The organism is Erwinia sp. 009765445 (assembly GCF_058137865.1).
This window is the reverse complement of the sequence record NZ_JBYUWC010000024.1, coordinates 36,301-53,133: the sequence shown is the minus strand read 5'-3', so window position 1 is coordinate 53,133 and position 16,833 is coordinate 36,301. Positions and strand designations below refer to the sequence as shown.

Sequence of the window (16,833 nt, the reverse complement as noted above, 5' to 3'; positions counted from 1 at the left end):
TTACTCTTTGTCTGTCGAAAAGGAGAGCGCGCACAGTATGTCACAAAACGCGCAAGGATTTTCATTAAAAGTCCTGACGATCAATACACACATGGGTTTTAACGCTTTTAACCGACGTTTTATTCTGCCTGAACTGCGTGATGCCGTCAGGGCCACCTCAGCGGATATCGTCTTTCTCCAGGAGGTGATGGGTGCCCACGCGGTCCACAAATTGCAGGTGGAAAACTGGCCCGACACGCCTCATTACGAATTTCTTGCCGACACGATGTGGCATGATTTCGCCTATGGTCGCAATGCGGTCTACCCGGAAGGCGACCACGGCAACGCCGTCCTGTCCCGTTTTCCCATTATGGAGTATGAGAACCGTGACATTTCAGTGCAGGGCACGGAAAAACGTGGCCTGCTGCACTGTAAGGTGACCATTCCCCATACTCAAACCACGCTGCATGCAATCTGCGTACATCTGGGGCTGCGTGACGCCCATCGCGCGGCACAACTGACAATGCTTTGCGAACTGATTAACAGCCTGCCTGAAAACGCACCGGTGGTGGTGGCGGGTGATTTCAATGACTGGCAGCAGAAAGCCAACGCGATCTTAAAACGGGGAGCCGGGATGGAAGAAGTTTTCAGCCGCAAGTCCGGTCGCCCGGCGCGTACCTTCCCTGCCCGCTTTCCCCTGCTGCGGCTTGACCGCATCTATGTTCGTAACGCCGGGATCAGCCACCCGCAGACCATTCCCCTGCGCCCCTGGTCACACCTGTCCGATCACGCGCCACTGGCGGTGGAGATTCACCTATGAAAATGGAATGGCGTGACGGTAACCGCCTGCGACTGCTTGCCAACGGAGAGCAGTATTTCCCGCGGGTGTTTGAGGCAATCCGTCGCTCAAAAGAGACGGTGCTGCTGGAGACCTTTATTCTGTTTGAAGATCAGGTGGGAAAACAGTTGCACGCTGTGCTGCTGGAAGCGGCTCAACGTGGCGTGAAAGTGGAAATGATGCTGGATGGCTACGGCTCCAACGATCTTTCCGACGAGTTTATCAGCACTCTGACTGCTGCTGGCGTGCGTTTCCTTTATTACGATCCCCGCCCGCTGGTGCTGGGTATGCGAACCAATATCTTTCGCCGCCTGCACCGTAAAACCGTGGTCTGCGACGGGGTGATTGCCTTTGTCGGCGGCATCAATTTTTCGTCAGAGCATAACTCCAGCTATGGGCCGGAAGCCAAGCAGGATTATGCCGTTGAGGTGCGCGGTCCGATTGTTGATGACATCACCCGCTACGTCCGCCAGGCGATCAGCAGTCAACAAGTGCCACGTCGCTGGTGGGGTGGCCGATCGCACCGCCCGGCACACAATGCCACGCCGGGCGACGCACAGGTACTGTTTGTCTGGCGTGATAACGACGAGCACCGGGACGATATCGAGCAGCACTACATTACGATGCTGCGCGAAGCCAAACAGGAAGTGATCATCGCCAACGCCTATTTCTTTCCCGGTTACCATCTGCTGCGGGAGATGCGCAGTGCGGCGCAGCGTGGCGTCACGGTGAAGCTGATTGTGCAGGGTGAACCGGATATGCCGATCGTCAAGGTCGGAGCCGAGTTGCTGTACAACTATCTGGTCGGCGGCGGCGTGGAGATTTATGAATATATCCGCCGTCCGCTGCACGCCAAAATCGCGGTGCAGGACACTCAATGGTCGACGGTTGGATCCAGCAATCTCGATCCGCTGAGCCTGTCGCTCAACCTGGAAGCAAACCTGATGATCCACGACCGCGCCTTTAATCAGGTGCTGCGTAACGAGCTGAACCGGTTACTGGCTGAAGAGTGCCAGCGGGTGGAAGAGAGCCAGTTGCCAAAGCAAAACTGGTGGCAGTTATCAAAAAGCGTGGTGGTGTTTCACTTCCTGCGCCACTTTCCGGCCATTGCTGGCTGGCTGCCCGCTCATACGCCGAAGCTGGCACAGGTGCCGCCGCCGGTGCAGCCTGAAATGGAAACCCAGGATCGTGTGGATCCCAAAGAGAGAGTGAAACCCTGATGGCTGAAGGACATTCCCACTGGAAGTGGGTAAAGAAAGCCCTCACCTGGCTGTTTTTTATTGCCGTGATTGTGCTGCTGGTGATTTATGCCCGCAAAGTGAACTGGCATGACGTGATCAACGTGATCGGCAACTATAACCGCGTGGCGATTTTCGGCTCCGTGGCGCTGGTGGTGGTCAGCTATCTGACTTATGGCGTCTACGACTTGATTGGTCAGGCGTACTGCGGTCATAAACTGCAAAAACGTCAGGTGATGCTGGTCTCGTTTGTCTGTTACGCCTTCAACCTGACGCTGAGTACATGGGTTGGCGGCGTGGCTATGCGCTACCGGCTCTACTCCCGTCTGGGGCTGGAGGGCAGCACCATTACGCGGATATTTTCACTGAGTATCGCCACCAACTGGCTGGGCTATGTGCTGGTGTCCGGTGTGGTATTCAGCGCCGGGATGGTACCGATACCTGCCGGATGGTTTATCGGCGAGGGAACGCTGCGCACCATTGGCGCGGCGCTGCTGTCCTTCGTGGTAATTTATCTGGCGCTGTGTGCCTTCTCCAGGCGCCGTCGCTGGACGGTCAAAGGCCACAAACTGGCGCTTCCCTCGTTTCGTATGGCGCTGCTGCAGTTTGCCGTTTCCAGCGCTAACTGGCTGGTGATGGGCGCGATTATCTGGCTGCTGCTGGCAGAGAAAGTCGATTATCCGCAGGTGCTGGGAGTGTTGCTGATCAGCAGTATCGCCGGGGTGATTATCCATATTCCGGCGGGGATTGGCGTGCTGGAGGCGGTATTTCTGGCGCTGCTGAGCGGCGATCATCTGTCGCACGGCACTATTATCGCTGCCCTGCTGGCTTACCGGGTGCTCTATTTTATCGCCCCGTTGCTGCTGGCGCTGGTGCTCTATCTGTGGCTGGAGAGTCGGGCCAAAACCCTGAAGCAGAAAAATCAGCGGAAGATGCAGAAATCTTAAAAAAAGGCGGAATAAATTCCGCCATATCGATTCGTACCAGTCATTGGCCGGCCGGAATAGATTCCTCCCCGGCCCTTCGTGCATGCCCTTACAGCGGGCGAACTATTCGCCCGCCAGTTCAGCACCTAGCGGCGGTTACCGAAGATACGCAGCAGCATCAGGAACAGATTGATGAAGTCCAGATACAGCGTCAGCGCTCCCATAATGGAGTAACGACGCAGGTTCTCTTTATCATCAGTATTGATGTTCTCACCGATGTTTTTCAGCTTCTGCGTGTCGTAAGCGGTCAGGCCCACAAACACCACCACGCCGATATAGGTCACCGCCCACATAAGTGCCGTACTTTTCAGCCACATGTTAACCAGTGAAGCCAGCACAATACCGATCAGCGCCATAAACAACATGCTGCCCATGCCGCTCAGGTCACGCTTGGTGGTGTAACCCCAGAAGCTCATCGCACCGAACATCCCGCCGGTGACCAGGAAAGTACTGGCGATTGAAGAGTAGGTGTAGACCAGGAAAATGCTCGCCATGGTCAGCCCGGTGAGCGCCGAGTAGAGCATAAACAGGCCGGTCGCCGCCGCGCCGCTGAGTTTATGCACCATGCCTGACAGCACAAAGACCAGCCCAAGCTGGACGATGATCAGGCCAAAGAAAGTGATGCGGTTAGCGAAAACCAGCTCCATCACCGCCGGTGTGTTAGCGGCAAACCATGAAACAAATGCAGTCAGTAACAGACCACAGGTCATCCAGCCATAGACCTGAGCCATATAGGTCTGCAGCCCGGTACCAGCCTGCGAAACAATTGAACCGTTGGAACGTGGATATCGATCCATGATGCTCCCCTTATAAAGGTTAAATTTAACGTTGGTAGCGATAAGTCTGGCACATTCAGGTCTGGTTAAGCCAGCCCTGCAGACCGTTTTTCGCAGGCAGTTAGCCTGAGGTTGAAGTCCGGTACGCAAAAATGGTTCAGCCGGAGATAAAGATTGGGCGGTTGCTGCCGATAGTCAGAATACAGGGAGACCGCCTGACAGGAAGTTCTATAAACGTAGCACCTCCTATTACACCGGGGAATCCTGATGAACAGCCAGCCACGCCGCACGCGGAAAATGAGCACCCGCACCCTGATGCTCCTGACTGGAGCGCTTACCATCACTCTTGGTTTCACCGTTACCATTGGTTTGCTGAGTTGGCAGTCCAGCCAACAACAGCGCATGCTGGCCGAAGAGTACCTCGGACAAATCGCCGAAAGTAACGCGCTGGGAGTGCAGAAAGATCTGGAGTACGCCCGCACCGTCGCTAAAGATCTGGGACAGAGCCTGATTGCCCTTCCCGGTGCCGGGATCGCCGACCGTAAGGTCGCTGAAGACCTGATGAAATACTCCCTCAAACAGAACCCGGATTATCTGTCGATGTCGGTGATTTTTGAAGCCAACGCTTTCGACGGCAAAGATGCGGAAATCGCCCAACAGCCGGGCGCAGCGCCACAAGGCCGATTTGCGCGCTTCGTCGACCGCGACAAAAACGGCAATTTTGCCCTGCATAACCTCGACTCATTCCTGACTCCGGGCTAGGGAGACTACTATCTGATCCCGCAGAAGCTGCAGAAAGACGTGCTGATTGAACCCTACAGCTATGCCTATAACGGCGTGGATACGCTGCTGACCTCGGTGGCTGCGGTGGTGATTGACGATAACAAACTGAAAGCGGTGATTACCTCCGATATTTCCCTCGCTTCGCTGCAGCAAACCGTTGGAGCGATCAAGCCGTGGAAAGGCATTGGTTATGCTCTGCTGCTGTCGAATAAAGGCCTGGTGGTTTCCAGCCCCGATAAAGCGCAGTCGGGTAAACCTTATCCCGGAGAAACCGACAAATTCAGCCAGAACATTACCGAGCACTACGACAGTGTACTGGGTGAAAACGTGCTGGAAACCTGGCGTCCTGTGAAGATCGGCAACAGCGAACTGCCGTGGTATCTGGGTATTGTCACGCCGGTTAAGGCGGTGATGGCCATCGCAAACCGCCAGCTGATGAGCGCGCTGATTATGATGGTGCTGAGCATTGTGATTGTCTGTGCCGTTCTGGGCCTGCTGTTCAGCCGGAAAGTTGCCCGCCCTATCGGTGGTGAACCAGCTCGGGCCGCCGAGATCGCCCTTGGCGTGGCGGAAGGCGATCTGACGGCAGAAATCCCGGTTGGCGCAAACGACCGCCAGAGTATTTTCTTTGCCATGCAGACCATGCAGCAGCAATTGCGCACCATGGTTGGCGAAATCATTTCCGCCAGTGATTCAGTGCGCCAGGGCGCTGGCGAGATTGCCTCGGGCAACCTTGATCTTGCTTCGCGAACTGAGCAGCAGGCAGCCGCGCTGGAACAAACAGCCGCCAGCATGGAGCAACTGACCGCCACGGTGAAGCACAACGCCGACAATGCGCATCAGGCAAATTCACTTACTGAAAATGCCACTGATATCGCCAGACGCGGCGAGCAGCTGGTGCAGCAGGTGGTGACGATTATGCAGCAGATCGATGAGAGTTCGCGCAAGATCGGCGCAATCACCAGCATTATTAACGGTATTGCTTTCCAGACCAACATCCTGGCACTGAATGCCGCGGTTGAGGCAGCACGGGCCGGTGAACAGGGTCGTGGCTTTGCCGTAGTGGCAGCAGAAGTGCGCAGCCTGGCTCAGCGCAGCGCCAATGCGGTGAAAGATATCTCCGCACTGATCAGCGAGTCCACCCAACGTGTTGATCAGGGCGTCACGCTGGTTCAGGATGCCGGGAAAACCATGCAGGAGATGACCTCGGCGGTGAATTCAGTGAAAACGATCATCGGCGAGATTATGCACGCTTCTGACGAGCAGTCGCAGGGAATTGGTCAGGTGACGGTAGCAGTTAATCAGATGGATGGCGCCACTCAGCAGAACTCCGCGCTGGTGCAGCAGATGTCGGCCGCCGCCGCCTCGCTGGAAGACCAGGCGCAGCAGCTGGCACAGACCGTGCAGTTGTTCCGGCTGGATGGCGCGTAACATAGCCCCCGGATATTGCGTAGTGAAACGACCCGGATCGCTGGATTATCAGGCGCGGGAATTGTTCAGGGATAGCCGTTCCCCGTCCGCCAGCCTGTTTATGAAACTCAATGCGGATACGCAGTGGCTGCAGCCCGGTCAGATTCTGATTGTTGCTGACCCGGACACGCCAGCTCAACTTACCCTGCAAATGCTGAACGCGCTCAGGCAGGCGAAGCAAAAAACCAATGCGGCTTTTATCGGCGTAAATGCCGAAGAGGCCGGTGTTATGCGAAAGCATTACGGGGCGATTGCCGCGCTGACCAGCGTCGGGGATAAGGTTTTCAGTACAGCCGGAGATGCCGGTGAAAAATATTTTAATACTATTGAGCAAACCCTTAAAAAAATCGAGGCCAGCTATCAGAATCAGTTCCGCACCCAGGGGACGCTGATCAGTCAGCAGTTCTTTATTGAACGTAATCAGCTGCTGAATCAGTTAAAGGGTCTGGTTAACAAACCGCTGTTAAAATCACTTTCCCGCCATACGGTGAAATTCCGGGAGTATGAAAATATGAAGCGGGCGTTAAATCTCTCCAGCCGTTCGATTGTGCATGAGTAGTCCACTGTGGGGATGGGTGGGATACCAGGATATTCATACTATGTTGGCAATGCGGCCAAAGCGGCTCGTTTCCTCAAGGCCGGAGGCTATATTGGTATTGGTTTCTCTTTTGCGGGAACGACTAATGACGTGGTGGATGCCTGTAGTAAAGGGCGTGAAGATGAATGCAAGAAAGTGGCTTACAGAGAATATTCAAAGTTCGGTACAGGAACTTTAGCAGGATTAGGCACTGGAGCAATAGGTGCTGCTGCTGGACTGGGAGTATGTGCAGCAATTGGTATCGCCACAGCAGGTGTGGGAGGAGTTGCATGCGCAGCAGTCGGTTCAATAGCCGCGGGCTATGCGGGTAGTCAGGTAAGTGATTCTCTGATTGATGCTTTTTTTGACTATTTCGAGAAATAAAAAATGAAATCCATAGCAATGTTTATTGCCATTATCCCATTAATTTGTTTGATTGCGTGCATTTTATTATATAATTTAAATAGAAAAAATTATCATAACCTGCTCAATGAATTACAAAAGGAAAATGTCCTGCCTGTTTTTTATTCATATCATTCAAGTATGGGTTTTTTTGGCGCACCCGTAATGGCTTATTTATTCCTGAGAATAAAAAACAACAAAAAAATATTTTTCATTAATGAGGGTAATGATATTTATAACTTTACCAATAAAAATAACAACAAGGATCTCATTAATGGAATAATACCGTTTTACTACACTTTCCTGACAGGATTAGGATTCACCTGCATCCTGTGTTTTATTGGCCTGATGATTAAATTACAAACTGCGTTTATCTCGTAGTGCGCGCAATCTTAAGGGCGGCATACAACCGCCCCGCTCTCTTATTTCCCGCGGGCCAGACAGCTCTGATAGCGCCCCTCAACCCGCTGGGCAAACCAGGCTGTGGTCAGATTTCGGGTGATTTTGGGGCTCTCCAGCTTGATGCCCGGCAGCATCTCACGCGGCTGCTGCTTCCCGGCATTTTTATCCGCCAGCGCAAACACCTGCCGCCATAAATCCGTTTTCTCAAAATCCTGCGTCTGCCCTTTCTCCAGTGCTCTGCGGATCGCGCTGTTACTCATATCCAGACGTTTACCCAGCGTCCGGACCGCCAGCTCGGTTGAACCGGCCACATCCGAACCGTACTGGATCAGATCGCCATCCAGCGCCAGTTTGATTCCACTCAGACGGGCAACGGCAGCCTGGAACGCGGCGTTACGGCTGGAGTACCACCCTGCGTTGTAATCGGCAAAGCGGTATATAGCCCGGCTGTAATCCGCCGGATAGCCAAGCAGATGCATAGTGCCAAACCAGACGCCGCCCCGGCGGGTGAACACTTCACGGCGGATGCTACCATCAACCGGATACGGATAGCCTTTGGCGTGCGCTTCGGCGAAGTCGATGCTGACCTGCATCGGGCCACCGGTATGAATCGGATTAAGGTTGCCGAACAGCTTCTTCCCCATCGGCACCATGTTGATGAAATCATCAAAAATAGCGCTAAGCTCTTTTTCGCTCTTCACGTGATCCAGCCGATCGGTATAGCTCTTGCCGTTAGGGGATTTGATCATCAGCGCGGTGCGCACCACAAAAGAAGGGATATGCAGCTTACCGGCACGACGGTCAATCTCGCCCCATGCAATTTTCGGCAGCCCCGGAATCGTGGCATCGGCGTTGAAACCGGATTCCTGATCGGTGATGGCGATGACCGAGCACAGATTACTGGCTGAAGGGTCGATACCCTGGCCGTTAAACGCCACAAAGAGGGCTTCGGTCCAGGCCTGGCGATCGCTGACCTTCGCCGGCAGCATCTGGTTTATCTGCGATTTTACATCAGCTGGTCGTCGTTCCGGTGCCTGTGAAGTGGGCTTGCTGCTACAGCCTGCCAGCACCAGTAGCCCCAGCAGTGACAGACGCTTAATTGCGGAGTAATTCATTGCTTTCCATGTTATTCAACAGCGCTCGCCGCCTGGTACAGATACGCGCGCGTCAACGCAACCAGCTGCAGGCGGAAAGCGTCTTTATCTTCCAGCTCAAACCGCCCTTCGAGGAACAGACGCACCGGGCCGTAGATAGCGCCCAGCGTCATTAATGACACCATCGACAGAGCCTTAAACTTGCCATCGCTGGCGGTCTCCAGCAACGCAGAAACCGACATCAGCACCCGCTTCTGCGGTGACTTAATCAGCTCGGGTGCCGCATAGTTCTCAGCAATGGCATACAGCGCCCGCGACAGCACCGGATCGCCGAACTTGGACTTCAGCCAGCCCGCCACCAGCCCCTGCGCCATCTCATCCAGCGACAGATGATGACAGGCTACGCAGGATTCATCGACATCGTCCGCCACCGCGTGCAGATGGCGCACCAGCACCGCCGTCAGCAACGTTTCCCGGTTGGGATAATACTGGTAGAGCGTGCCGACGGAGACGCCAGCCCGTTCAGCTACACGGGTAGTGGTGCAGCGGTCGATGCCCTCACGCAATAAAACCTGGATGGTGGCATCAAGAATGGCGTCCACGGTGGCAATGGATCGCGCCTGAACCGGGGATTTACGCGGGATATTCAGGTCTGGCTGCTGGCTCACTGGCTACTCCCAGCGTGAGGCGGCCTGCTGGTCGCTGTCGCGTGGTTCCACCCAGCGATCGCCTTCAGGGGTCGCTTCGCGCTTCCAGAAAGGTGCTCGGGTTTTCAGGTAATCCATAATAAATTCGGCTGCGGCAAACGCGCCTGCCCGATGAGCTCCGCTGACACCAACCATCACAATTTCATCACCGGGAAACAGTTCTCCGATGCGATGGATGACCGTGACTCGTTGCATTGGCCAGCGTTCCCGGGCTTCAGCGACGATCTCTTCCAGCGCTTTTTCGGTCATGCCCGGATAGTGCTCCAGGGTCAGAGCGGCCACCTGGTCACCCAGATTATGATTACGGACTTTGCCGGTGAAGGTTACCACTGCACCGTCTTTATCACAGGCCGACAGCCAGCGGTACTCACTGGCCATATCGAATGGCGCAGATCCGACGATAATTTTCGTTTCCAGGTTATCCTCCGGTCACCGGCGGGAAGAAGGCGACTTCATCCCCGGATTTAAGTGGATGCTGAGGAGAAACCAGCGTCTGGTTTACCGCAGCCAGCAGCTTGCCGGACTCCAGCGCCAGCGCCCAGCGGTCGCCTTTGGCAGCCAGGGCGGCACGCAGGGCTTCCACCGTGGCGTACTCTTCCGTCATGGTGACGCTGCCGGTCCCCACCAGCTCACGCACCTGGGCAAAAAACAGCACGTTAATCATGATCTGCCGCCCGGAAATCGCCAGACTTGCCACCGCTTTTGCTCAGCAGGCGACAGTGCTCGATGCTGATGTCTTTCTGCACTGCTTTACACATGTCATAGATGGTCAGTGCTGCAACAGAGGCTGCCGTCAGCGCCTCCATCTCCACACCGGTTTTTCCGGTCAGACGGCACAGCGATTCAATCCGCACCCGGTGATGTTCCACTTCGGCAGCCAACGTCACTTCCACTTTGCTCAGTAGCAGCGGATGGCACAGCGGGATCAGTTCCCAGGTACGCTTGGCCGCCTGGATACCGGCAATTCTCGCGGTGGCGAAAACATCACCTTTATGATGGCTGCCGTCGATGATCATCTGCAGAGTTTCCGGATTCATCACCACGAAGGCTTCCGCCCGCGCTTCACGGACGGTTTCATTTTTAGTCGAGACGTCCACCATGTGGGCCTCGCCTGCGGCATTGATATGGGTCAGTTGCGACATCAGAGTTTCTTCACATGCGAAACAAAGTTACAAGGTCGGGTGCGGGCATCCAGCTGCTCCTGAATGACCCTTTCCCACGCGCTCTGGCAGGCTCCGGTCGAACCGGGCACGGCAAAAATCAGCGTCTGATTAGCCATTCCGGCCACCGCGCGAGACTGCAGATTTGCACTGCCAATCTCTTCATAAGAGATCATACGGAACAGCTCACCAAATCCTTCGATCTCGCGATCAAACAGCGGCACCAATGCTTCAGGGGTACTGTTTTTGCTGTTGAATCCGGTGCCGCCATTGACGATCACCACCTGCACATCCTCACTGGCAATCCAGCTGGAGACCACCGCGCGGATACGGTAACGGTTATCTTTTACCAGCGCATGATCCAGCACCCGGTGGCCTGCTTCCGTCACTGCCTCACGCAGATAGTCACCGGAGCTGTCGCTGGCCGCATCACGGCTGTCAGAAACGGTCATTACCGCCACGTTAAGCGGCACAAATTCGGCCGTCGATTTTCCCATTATTTGCGTCCTTAGCGTTAACCGCCGATATAAGAGAGATTCTGGGTAATGCCAGTGTTGCCCTGATGCAGGAAGTGCGTCTGCTTTTTGCTGTGCAGGCAGGCGGCAATGCGCTGCTGCAGCTGCTCCTGCTGGCTGTCATCCGCCAGTAAATCCCTCAGCGACACGCCACCGTCGCCAAACAGGCAGAGATGCAGTTTACCGGTGGCGGAGACGCGCAGGCGGTTGCAACTGGCGCAAAAGTCCTTTTCATAAGGCATAATCAGGCCGATTTCACCCTGATAGTCAGGATGGCGGAACACCTGCGCCGGGCCGTCGCTACGCCCACGGGGCTGGCGGATCCACCCCTGCAACAGCAGGCTGTCACGGATCACCGAGCCGGAGATATGGTGTTTACGGAACAGTTCGCCACCGTCACCGGTTTCCATCAGCTCGATAAAGCGTAGCTGGATTGGGCGCGAGCGGATCCAGTCAAGGAAAGTTTGCAGGCTGTTATGATTGATATTGCGCATCAGCACAGTATTAACTTTGACCTTGCTGAACCCGGTTTCAAAAGCGGCGTCGATACCGCTCATCACCTGCTGAAATTTATCCTGGCCGGTGATGGCATGGAACTGACGGGCATCAAGACTGTCGATACTGACGTTGAGAGCAGTCAGACCTGCTTCGCGCCAGTGAGCGACATCGCGGGCCAGCCGGTAACCATTGGTGGTCACCGCCAGCTGGCGGATGGCAGAATTTTCGCGTACGGCGGCGATAATGTCGGTAAAGTCACGCCGCAGCGAGGGCTCGCCGCCGGTCAGGCGCACTTTTTCTGTGCCCGCAGCCGCAAAGGCACGGGTCACACGCCGGATCTCATCCAGCGAAAGGAAGCTTTTGTTGGCTACGCCCTGCGGTTGGTAACCATCAGGCAGACAGTAGTTGCAACGAAAATTGCAAACATCAGTGATCGACAGGCGCAGGTAATAAAAGCTGCGGTCGAAGCTATCGGTAAATTGTGGCACCAGAACACCTTTCCAGAGACGGGAGATGCAGGCATTTCTTTCTGCACCCTGGCAACTCAAAGGTTGCGGCCAGGGTACCGTATCCGCAGACTTAGGTACCAGGGCTAAGTGTGACTTACCGCACATCGGTAAATCATGGTGACAAAATTCTACCGCTATTGTGAAGCCGTTACCAGAACGAAGTTTCGCTATACATTTTGATATATAACGAATTTTCACCACATTTTCGCCACACGTTAGCGTAAAGTAAGCAAAAAATGCCAGACCAGTTTCCGGAATGGCCTTAACCTCTGAAAGGAATTTTATGCGCAATCGCACATTGGCCGATCTCGATCGCGTCGTCGCTCTCGGCGGCGGCCACGGCCTGGGCCGCGTGATGTCGGCTCTTTCCCCTTTGGGTTCCCGCCTCACCGGTATCGTCACCACCACCGATAACGGCGGGTCGACCGGGCGTATTCGTCGCTCCGAAGGCGGGATTGCCTGGGGTGATATGCGCAACTGCCTGAACCAGCTGATCACCGAACCGAGCGTGGCCTCAGCGATGTTTGAATACCGTTTTGCCGGGAATGGCGAACTGGCCGGGCACAACCTGGGCAATCTGATGCTGAAAGCGCTGGACCACCTCAGCGTCCGCCCGTTTGAAGCGATTAATTTGATCCGAAATTTGCTGAAGGTGGATGCTTTTTTAATCCCGATGTCCGAACAGCCGGTTGACCTGGTCGCCATCGACAGCGAAGGGCATCTGGTTTATGGCGAAACTGAAATTGACCAGATGCAGCAGCCGCCGCAGGAGCTGATGCTGTCGCCGGTTGTTAACGCCACGCGGGAAGCGGTTGAAGCCGTCGGGGAAGCGGATCTGATCCTGATTGGGCCGGGCAGTTTTTATACCAGCCTGATGCCGGTGCTACTGATGCCGGATATGGCACAGGCACTTCGTCGCACGCCCGCCACCATGGTGTTTATCGGCAATCTGGGGAAAGAGTTAAGCCCGGCTGCGGCGCAGCTGTCACTGGCTGATAAGCTGGCGATGATGGAGAAATACATCGGGAAGAAGGTGATTGACGCGGTGGTGGTCAGCCCGCTGGTGGACACCCGCAACGTCACTGACCGGTTGATTATTCAGGAGCCGCTGGAGGCTGCCGATATCAAATATCGCCATGACCGTCAGCTGCTGCATATCGCGCTGGAACACGCCATTCAGTCAATTGGCTGATCAAACGGGGGACGAATAAATTTGCCCCCGACAGCGGCCTGCCAAACAGAATGACCTCAGGAAGCGGCGATAAACAGCTCGCGCATCTGATGCAACTGATCGCGAACATGAGCCGCTTCTTCGAACTCCAGGTTCTGCGCGTGCTCCTGCATTTTCGCTTCCAGCTCGTGGATTTTCTTCTGCAGCCCTTTGGGTGACATATCCATTGGCACCGCATCGTCTTCCACGATGCTGCGAGGCCCTTTGCCGCGAGTTTTGGTTTTGTTCTTGTTGATCCCCTGCCCCAGCTCAAGAATATCGGCGATTTTCTTGTTAAGCCCCTGCGGAACGATGCCCCGCTCTTTGTTGTAGATCTCCTGCTTCTCCCGACGGCGTTCGGTTTCGCCAATCGCCCGCTCCATCGACGGCGTGATCTTATCGCCATACAGGATGGCTTTGCCGTTAACGTTACGCGCTGCACGCCCGATGGTCTGGATCAGCGAGCGCTCGGAGCGCAGGAAGCCCTCTTTATCCGCATCCAGAATGGCCACCAGCGACACCTCCGGCATATCCAGCCCTTCCCTCAGCAGGTTGATCCCCACCAGCACGTCGAACTCGCCCAGCCTCAGGTCGCGGATAATCTCCACCCGCTCGACGGTATCAATATCCGAGTGCAGGTAACGAACCCGTTCGCCGTGTTCTTCCAGATATTCGGTCAGGTCTTCCGCCATGCGCTTGGTCAGCACCGTGACCAGCACGCGCTCGTTGATCGCCACCCGCTTGCGGATTTCCGACAGCAGATCGTCCACCTGAGTACCCACCGGCCGGACCTCAATCAGCGGATCGAGCAACCCGGTCGGGCGCACCACCTGGTCAATCACTTCGCCACCCGACTTCTCCAGCTCGTAATTGCCAGGCGTCGCGGAAACATAAATGGTCTGCGGTGCCAGCGCCTCGAACTCTTCAAATTTCATCGGGCGGTTATCCAGCGCTGAAGGCAGGCGGAAACCATACTCCACCAGTGTCTCTTTACGCGCCCGGTCCCCCCGATACATGCCGCCAATTTGCGGGATAGTGACGTGCGATTCGTCCACCACCAGCAGGCCATCGGCAGGCAGATAGTCAAACAGCGTTGGCGGCGCTTCACCCGGACCACGGCCAGAAAGGTAGCGCGAGTAGTTTTCAATCCCCGAGCAGTAGCCCAGCTCATTCATCATTTCAAGATCGAACTGTGTACGCTGCGACAGGCGTTGCTCTTCCAGCAGCTTGTTGTTCTCCAGCAGTACCTTGCGGCGATCCACCAGCTCTACCTTGATCTCTTCCATCGCCTGCAAAATCCGCTCGCGAGGGGTAACGTAGTGCGTTTTGGGGTAGATGGTGTAACGCGGGATCACCGAATCAATTTGCCCGGTCAGCGGGTCGAAAATCGATAATCGCTCCACTTCCTCATCGAACAGCTCAACGCGCAGCGCATAGTCATCTGATTCTGCCGGGAAGATATCAATCACTTCGCCACGCACCCGGAAGGTGCCACGCTGGAAAGCCTGGTCGTTGCGGGTGTACTGCAGCTCAGCCAGACGACGCAGAATCGCCCGCTGATCGATCACCATGCCGCGCGTCAGGTGCAGCATCATCTTCAGATAGAGATCGGGGTCGCCCAGACCATAAATGGCCGATACCGAAGCCACCACAATCACATCCCGCCGCTCCAGCAACGCTTTGGTGGCCGACAGACGCATCTGTTCGATGTGTTCGTTAACTGAAGCATCCTTTTCAATAAAGGTGTCCGAGCTTGGAACATAAGCTTCCGGCTGGTAGTAGTCGTAATAGGAGACGAAATACTCCACCGCATTATCCGGGAAGAACTCCTTCATCTCACCGTAAAGTTGAGCTGCCAGAGTTTTGTTTGGCGCCAGTACCATCGTCGGGCGGTTCAGGTCGGCAATCACGTTAGCCACGGTAAAAGTTTTACCGGAGCCGGTGACCCCGAGTAGCGTCTGATGAGCCAGCCCATCCTCCAGTCCCTCTTCGAGACGACGGATTGCCTCCGGCTGGTCACCGGAAGGTTTGAAATCGGAGTTGAGTTTAAAGACTTTGCTCATTGAATGGCTACCTGCTGATGGATCACACAAACCGGACTCTAATTTTACTCCGCCGCGTCGATTTTACCAGCAAAAAATACTGGATATAATCACAGTAATTTTGCATGATGCTTCGGTAAATGGCAACAACGCACTTTTGCAGGACCAGCCGGAACTAAAAGTCAGAGTCTGCAGGAGGTTATCCCCAGACAGGGTGAAACTTTAACATTTGTCAAGAAATCCTGACAAAATACGCGGCCCGAATTATGGTGACAATTTCAGTTGCTTGATTTTCATTAACTAGTTGATTTTTATATTATTGCCTTCCGAGCCGAGTTTCGCATCAACTCGTGCTCAAGCCGCGCCCGCTCTCGTTTCCTGCAGGTTTTCAGCCGCTCATGCACATGGTTATCCACAGGAATGGTGGATAACTGATTTCAGCGCCCGAGCCGTCTGATGTGTATAAATCATCCCTGACCTGCGATCGGACCCGCAAATAATTTTTTTGGAATTATTTTCGCTTCTTTCCTGAGTATTGGCGGGCCTGAAATGCATATTTTCTGCATTGCGGCTACCCTTTTTAACCGTTTTTTTTTCAGGTTTTTGCCAGGCTTCTCTGCCTCTGTGACAGGCAACTGCACCAGAAATGATTAACCCGCAGCACTGACAAAGTGCACCAGGAAATACCCTGGGGCAATTGTTTAACATTTCTGACCAATCACTGGCAGCGTTCGCCTGCTCTTTCACCTTGTTAAGCGAAGTGGCATAAGTTGGCCCACGAATTGCAAGATAATCTTTAACTGCCTCTCGCTACTGTTCGCATAGCGGGAAGCAAAGGCCGCAGGCGTTTCGAAGGTATAACCGTTTGCCACACAACTGAGAGCGGATGCAATCAGGTACGATCAATTGTCTGGAGGAGAGTGTCAGATGCTCAGCTTACGTTCGATTAACCAGTTTTACGGGCAAAATCATATCTTGTGGGATGTCGATCTCGATTTGCCACCCGGCACCTGTACCGGCGTGCTGGGCAGGCCCGGCATGGGAAAAACCACACTGGTCAACTGCATCATGGGTCACCTGCCAATTAACAGCGGGTCGATGATCTGGCAGGAAGCTAATCTGCCACCACAGGATTTGCTGCTGCAGCCGGTGGAGCAGCGTGCCGCGTTGGGGATTGGCTATGTGCCACAGGGAAGGCAGATTTTCTCGCAGCTGAGCGTGGAGGATAACCTGCAGATTGCCCTGCTGGCAGGCGCTGGTCTTGAGCGCCACCGTGCAATCCCCCAGATGGTCTATGACCTGTTCCCGGCGCTCCATTCCCTGCGTCACCAGCGCAGCGGCGAGCTGACCATCGATCAGCAGCAGCAGCTGGCACTGGCCCGTGCGCTGGTGCTGCAACCAAAACTGCTGATTCTGGACGAGCCTACCGAGGGCATGTCACCCTGGCTGGAGGAAGAGATGGGCAATCTGATCCACCGGCTGAATCACGATTTTGGCCTGACCATTCTGCTGCTTGAGCAGCGCATCTCGTTTATTCGCAAGGTGGCTGATTACTTTCTGCTGCTGCACCGGGGAAGGAACGTGGCGCATGGCAGGGTCGCGCTGCTGGATGAGAGCATGGTTAATACCTGGCTGACCGTATCGTAA

General features: G+C 55.0%; 14 protein-coding genes, 2 pseudogenes and 1 riboswitch. Of the genes and pseudogenes, 7 read left to right on the top strand and 9 right to left on the bottom strand.

The genetic code is table 11. From position 1 onward, the window contains the following. Window positions 1–37 precede the first annotated feature (37 nt). Genes AC3Y5R_RS21635 through AC3Y5R_RS21625 form a run of 3 tightly spaced genes read left to right on the top strand, consistent with a single transcriptional unit; the run spans window position 38 to window position 3,002 of the window. Window positions 38–799 carry an endonuclease/exonuclease/phosphatase family protein gene (locus AC3Y5R_RS21635; protein ID WP_489923041.1) on the top strand — a complete coding sequence of 254 codons (762 nt, stop codon included), beginning with the start codon at window positions 38–40 and terminating at the stop codon, window positions 797–799. Further along, window positions 796–2,037 carry a cardiolipin synthase ClsB gene (gene clsB / locus AC3Y5R_RS21630; protein WP_489923040.1) on the top strand — a complete coding sequence of 414 codons (1,242 nt, stop codon included), beginning with the start codon at window positions 796–798 and terminating at the stop codon, window positions 2,035–2,037. Before AC3Y5R_RS21635 ends, clsB begins: the two co-directional genes overlap by 4 nt. Further along, window positions 2,037–3,002, top strand: coding sequence for a lysylphosphatidylglycerol synthase domain-containing protein (locus AC3Y5R_RS21625; protein WP_489923039.1), 966 nt, complete (start codon window positions 2,037–2,039; stop codon window positions 3,000–3,002). Before clsB ends, AC3Y5R_RS21625 begins: the two co-directional genes overlap by 1 nt. A 125-nt stretch (window positions 3,003–3,127) precedes the next feature. On the opposite strand, the gene AC3Y5R_RS21620 is transcribed toward AC3Y5R_RS21625, so the two are convergent. After that, window positions 3,128–3,838 carry a Bax inhibitor-1/YccA family protein gene (locus tag AC3Y5R_RS21620; RefSeq protein ID WP_489923038.1) on the bottom strand — a complete coding sequence of 237 codons (711 nt, stop codon included), beginning with the start codon at window positions 3,836–3,838 and terminating at the stop codon, window positions 3,128–3,130. 246 nt (window positions 3,839–4,084) lie between these two features. Between AC3Y5R_RS21620 and AC3Y5R_RS21615 the strand changes: the two are divergent. Beyond that, window positions 4,085–6,031: pseudogene (locus AC3Y5R_RS21615) on the top strand (methyl-accepting chemotaxis protein). Next, window positions 6,021–7,031, top strand: a pseudogene (locus tag AC3Y5R_RS21610) (hypothetical protein). Before AC3Y5R_RS21615 ends, AC3Y5R_RS21610 begins: the two co-directional pseudogenes overlap by 11 nt. Before the next feature lie 440 nt (window positions 7,032–7,471). Here AC3Y5R_RS21610 and AC3Y5R_RS21605 read toward each other — a convergent pair. The 7 genes from AC3Y5R_RS21605 to moaA all read right to left on the bottom strand — a co-directional run bounded on the left by AC3Y5R_RS21605 (window position 7,472) and on the right by moaA (window position 11,916). Continuing rightward, on the bottom strand, window positions 7,472–8,566 hold the full coding sequence (locus tag AC3Y5R_RS21605; protein ID WP_489923037.1) for a DUF1615 domain-containing protein: 1,095 nt from the start codon (window positions 8,564–8,566) through the stop codon (window positions 7,472–7,474). An 11-nt stretch (window positions 8,567–8,577) separates the two neighbouring features. Further along, a complete protein-coding gene (locus AC3Y5R_RS21600) occupies window positions 8,578–9,213 on the bottom strand; it encodes a TetR/AcrR family transcriptional regulator (protein WP_489923036.1) in 636 nt (211 codons plus the stop codon). A 3-nt stretch (window positions 9,214–9,216) separates the two neighbouring features. After that, window positions 9,217–9,669, bottom strand: coding sequence for a molybdopterin synthase catalytic subunit MoaE (gene moaE / locus AC3Y5R_RS21595; RefSeq protein WP_489923053.1), 453 nt, complete (start codon window positions 9,667–9,669; stop codon window positions 9,217–9,219). Window position 9,670: 1 nt separating this feature from the next. Beyond that, window positions 9,671–9,916, bottom strand: a complete 246-nt coding sequence (gene moaD, locus AC3Y5R_RS21590; protein ID WP_158784655.1) for a molybdopterin synthase sulfur carrier subunit — start codon at window positions 9,914–9,916, stop codon at window positions 9,671–9,673. Further along, window positions 9,909–10,394 carry a cyclic pyranopterin monophosphate synthase MoaC gene (gene moaC, locus AC3Y5R_RS21585; protein ID WP_489923035.1) on the bottom strand — a complete coding sequence of 162 codons (486 nt, stop codon included), beginning with the start codon at window positions 10,392–10,394 and terminating at the stop codon, window positions 9,909–9,911. Before moaC ends, moaD begins: the two co-directional genes overlap by 8 nt. After that, entirely contained in the window at window positions 10,394–10,909 is a 516-nt protein-coding gene (moaB, locus tag AC3Y5R_RS21580; RefSeq protein WP_489923034.1) for a molybdenum cofactor biosynthesis protein B, read from the bottom strand. The genes moaC and moaB overlap by 1 nt, the downstream gene beginning before the upstream one ends. 17 nt (window positions 10,910–10,926) lie before the next feature. After that, the gene (gene moaA, locus AC3Y5R_RS21575; protein ID WP_158785440.1) at window positions 10,927–11,916 is read right to left on the bottom strand and encodes a GTP 3',8-cyclase MoaA; all 990 of its coding nucleotides are present in this window, start codon (window positions 11,914–11,916) and stop codon (window positions 10,927–10,929) included. Beyond that, window positions 11,903–12,035, bottom strand: a riboswitch (molybdenum cofactor riboswitch). Its footprint overlaps the gene before it by 14 nt. Window positions 12,036–12,217: 182 nt before the next feature. On the opposite strand from moaA, the gene yvcK reads away from it, so the two are divergent. Further along, window positions 12,218–13,126 carry a uridine diphosphate-N-acetylglucosamine-binding protein YvcK gene (gene yvcK / locus AC3Y5R_RS21570; protein WP_158784658.1) on the top strand — a complete coding sequence of 303 codons (909 nt, stop codon included), beginning with the start codon at window positions 12,218–12,220 and terminating at the stop codon, window positions 13,124–13,126. A 56-nt stretch (window positions 13,127–13,182) separates the two neighbouring features. On the opposite strand, the gene uvrB is transcribed toward yvcK, so the two are convergent. Continuing rightward, window positions 13,183–15,207, bottom strand: coding sequence for an excinuclease ABC subunit UvrB (uvrB, locus tag AC3Y5R_RS21565; protein WP_158784659.1), 2,025 nt, complete (start codon window positions 15,205–15,207; stop codon window positions 13,183–13,185). Window positions 15,208–16,113: 906 nt separating this feature from the next. Between uvrB and AC3Y5R_RS21560 the strand changes: the two genes are divergently transcribed. Then, entirely contained in the window at window positions 16,114–16,833 is a 720-nt protein-coding gene (locus AC3Y5R_RS21560) for an ABC transporter ATP-binding protein (RefSeq protein WP_489923033.1), read from the top strand.

Bases quoted from the DNA above. Each gene is read 5' to 3' on its own strand.
- AC3Y5R_RS21635 (WP_489923041.1), top strand. From the start codon at position 38: ATGTCACAAAACGCGCAAGGATTTTCATTAAAAGTCCTGACGATCAAT.
- clsB (WP_489923040.1), top strand. From the start codon at position 796: ATGAAAATGGAATGGCGTGACGGTAACCGCCTGCGACTGCTTGCCAAC.
- AC3Y5R_RS21625 (WP_489923039.1), top strand. From the start codon at position 2,037: ATGGCTGAAGGACATTCCCACTGGAAGTGGGTAAAGAAAGCCCTCACC.
- AC3Y5R_RS21620 (WP_489923038.1), bottom strand. From the start codon at position 3,838: ATGGATCGATATCCACGTTCCAACGGTTCAATTGTTTCGCAGGCTGGT.
- AC3Y5R_RS21605 (WP_489923037.1), bottom strand. From the start codon at position 8,566: ATGAATTACTCCGCAATTAAGCGTCTGTCACTGCTGGGGCTACTGGTG.
- moaD (WP_158784655.1), bottom strand. From the start codon at position 9,916: ATGATTAACGTGCTGTTTTTTGCCCAGGTGCGTGAGCTGGTGGGGACC.
- moaC (WP_489923035.1), bottom strand. From the start codon at position 10,394: ATGTCGCAACTGACCCATATCAATGCCGCAGGCGAGGCCCACATGGTG.
- moaB (WP_489923034.1), bottom strand. From the start codon at position 10,909: ATGGGAAAATCGACGGCCGAATTTGTGCCGCTTAACGTGGCGGTAATG.
- yvcK (WP_158784658.1), top strand. From the start codon at position 12,218: ATGCGCAATCGCACATTGGCCGATCTCGATCGCGTCGTCGCTCTCGGC.
- uvrB (WP_158784659.1), bottom strand. From the start codon at position 15,207: ATGAGCAAAGTCTTTAAACTCAACTCCGATTTCAAACCTTCCGGTGAC.
- AC3Y5R_RS21560 (WP_489923033.1), top strand. From the start codon at position 16,114: ATGCTCAGCTTACGTTCGATTAACCAGTTTTACGGGCAAAATCATATC.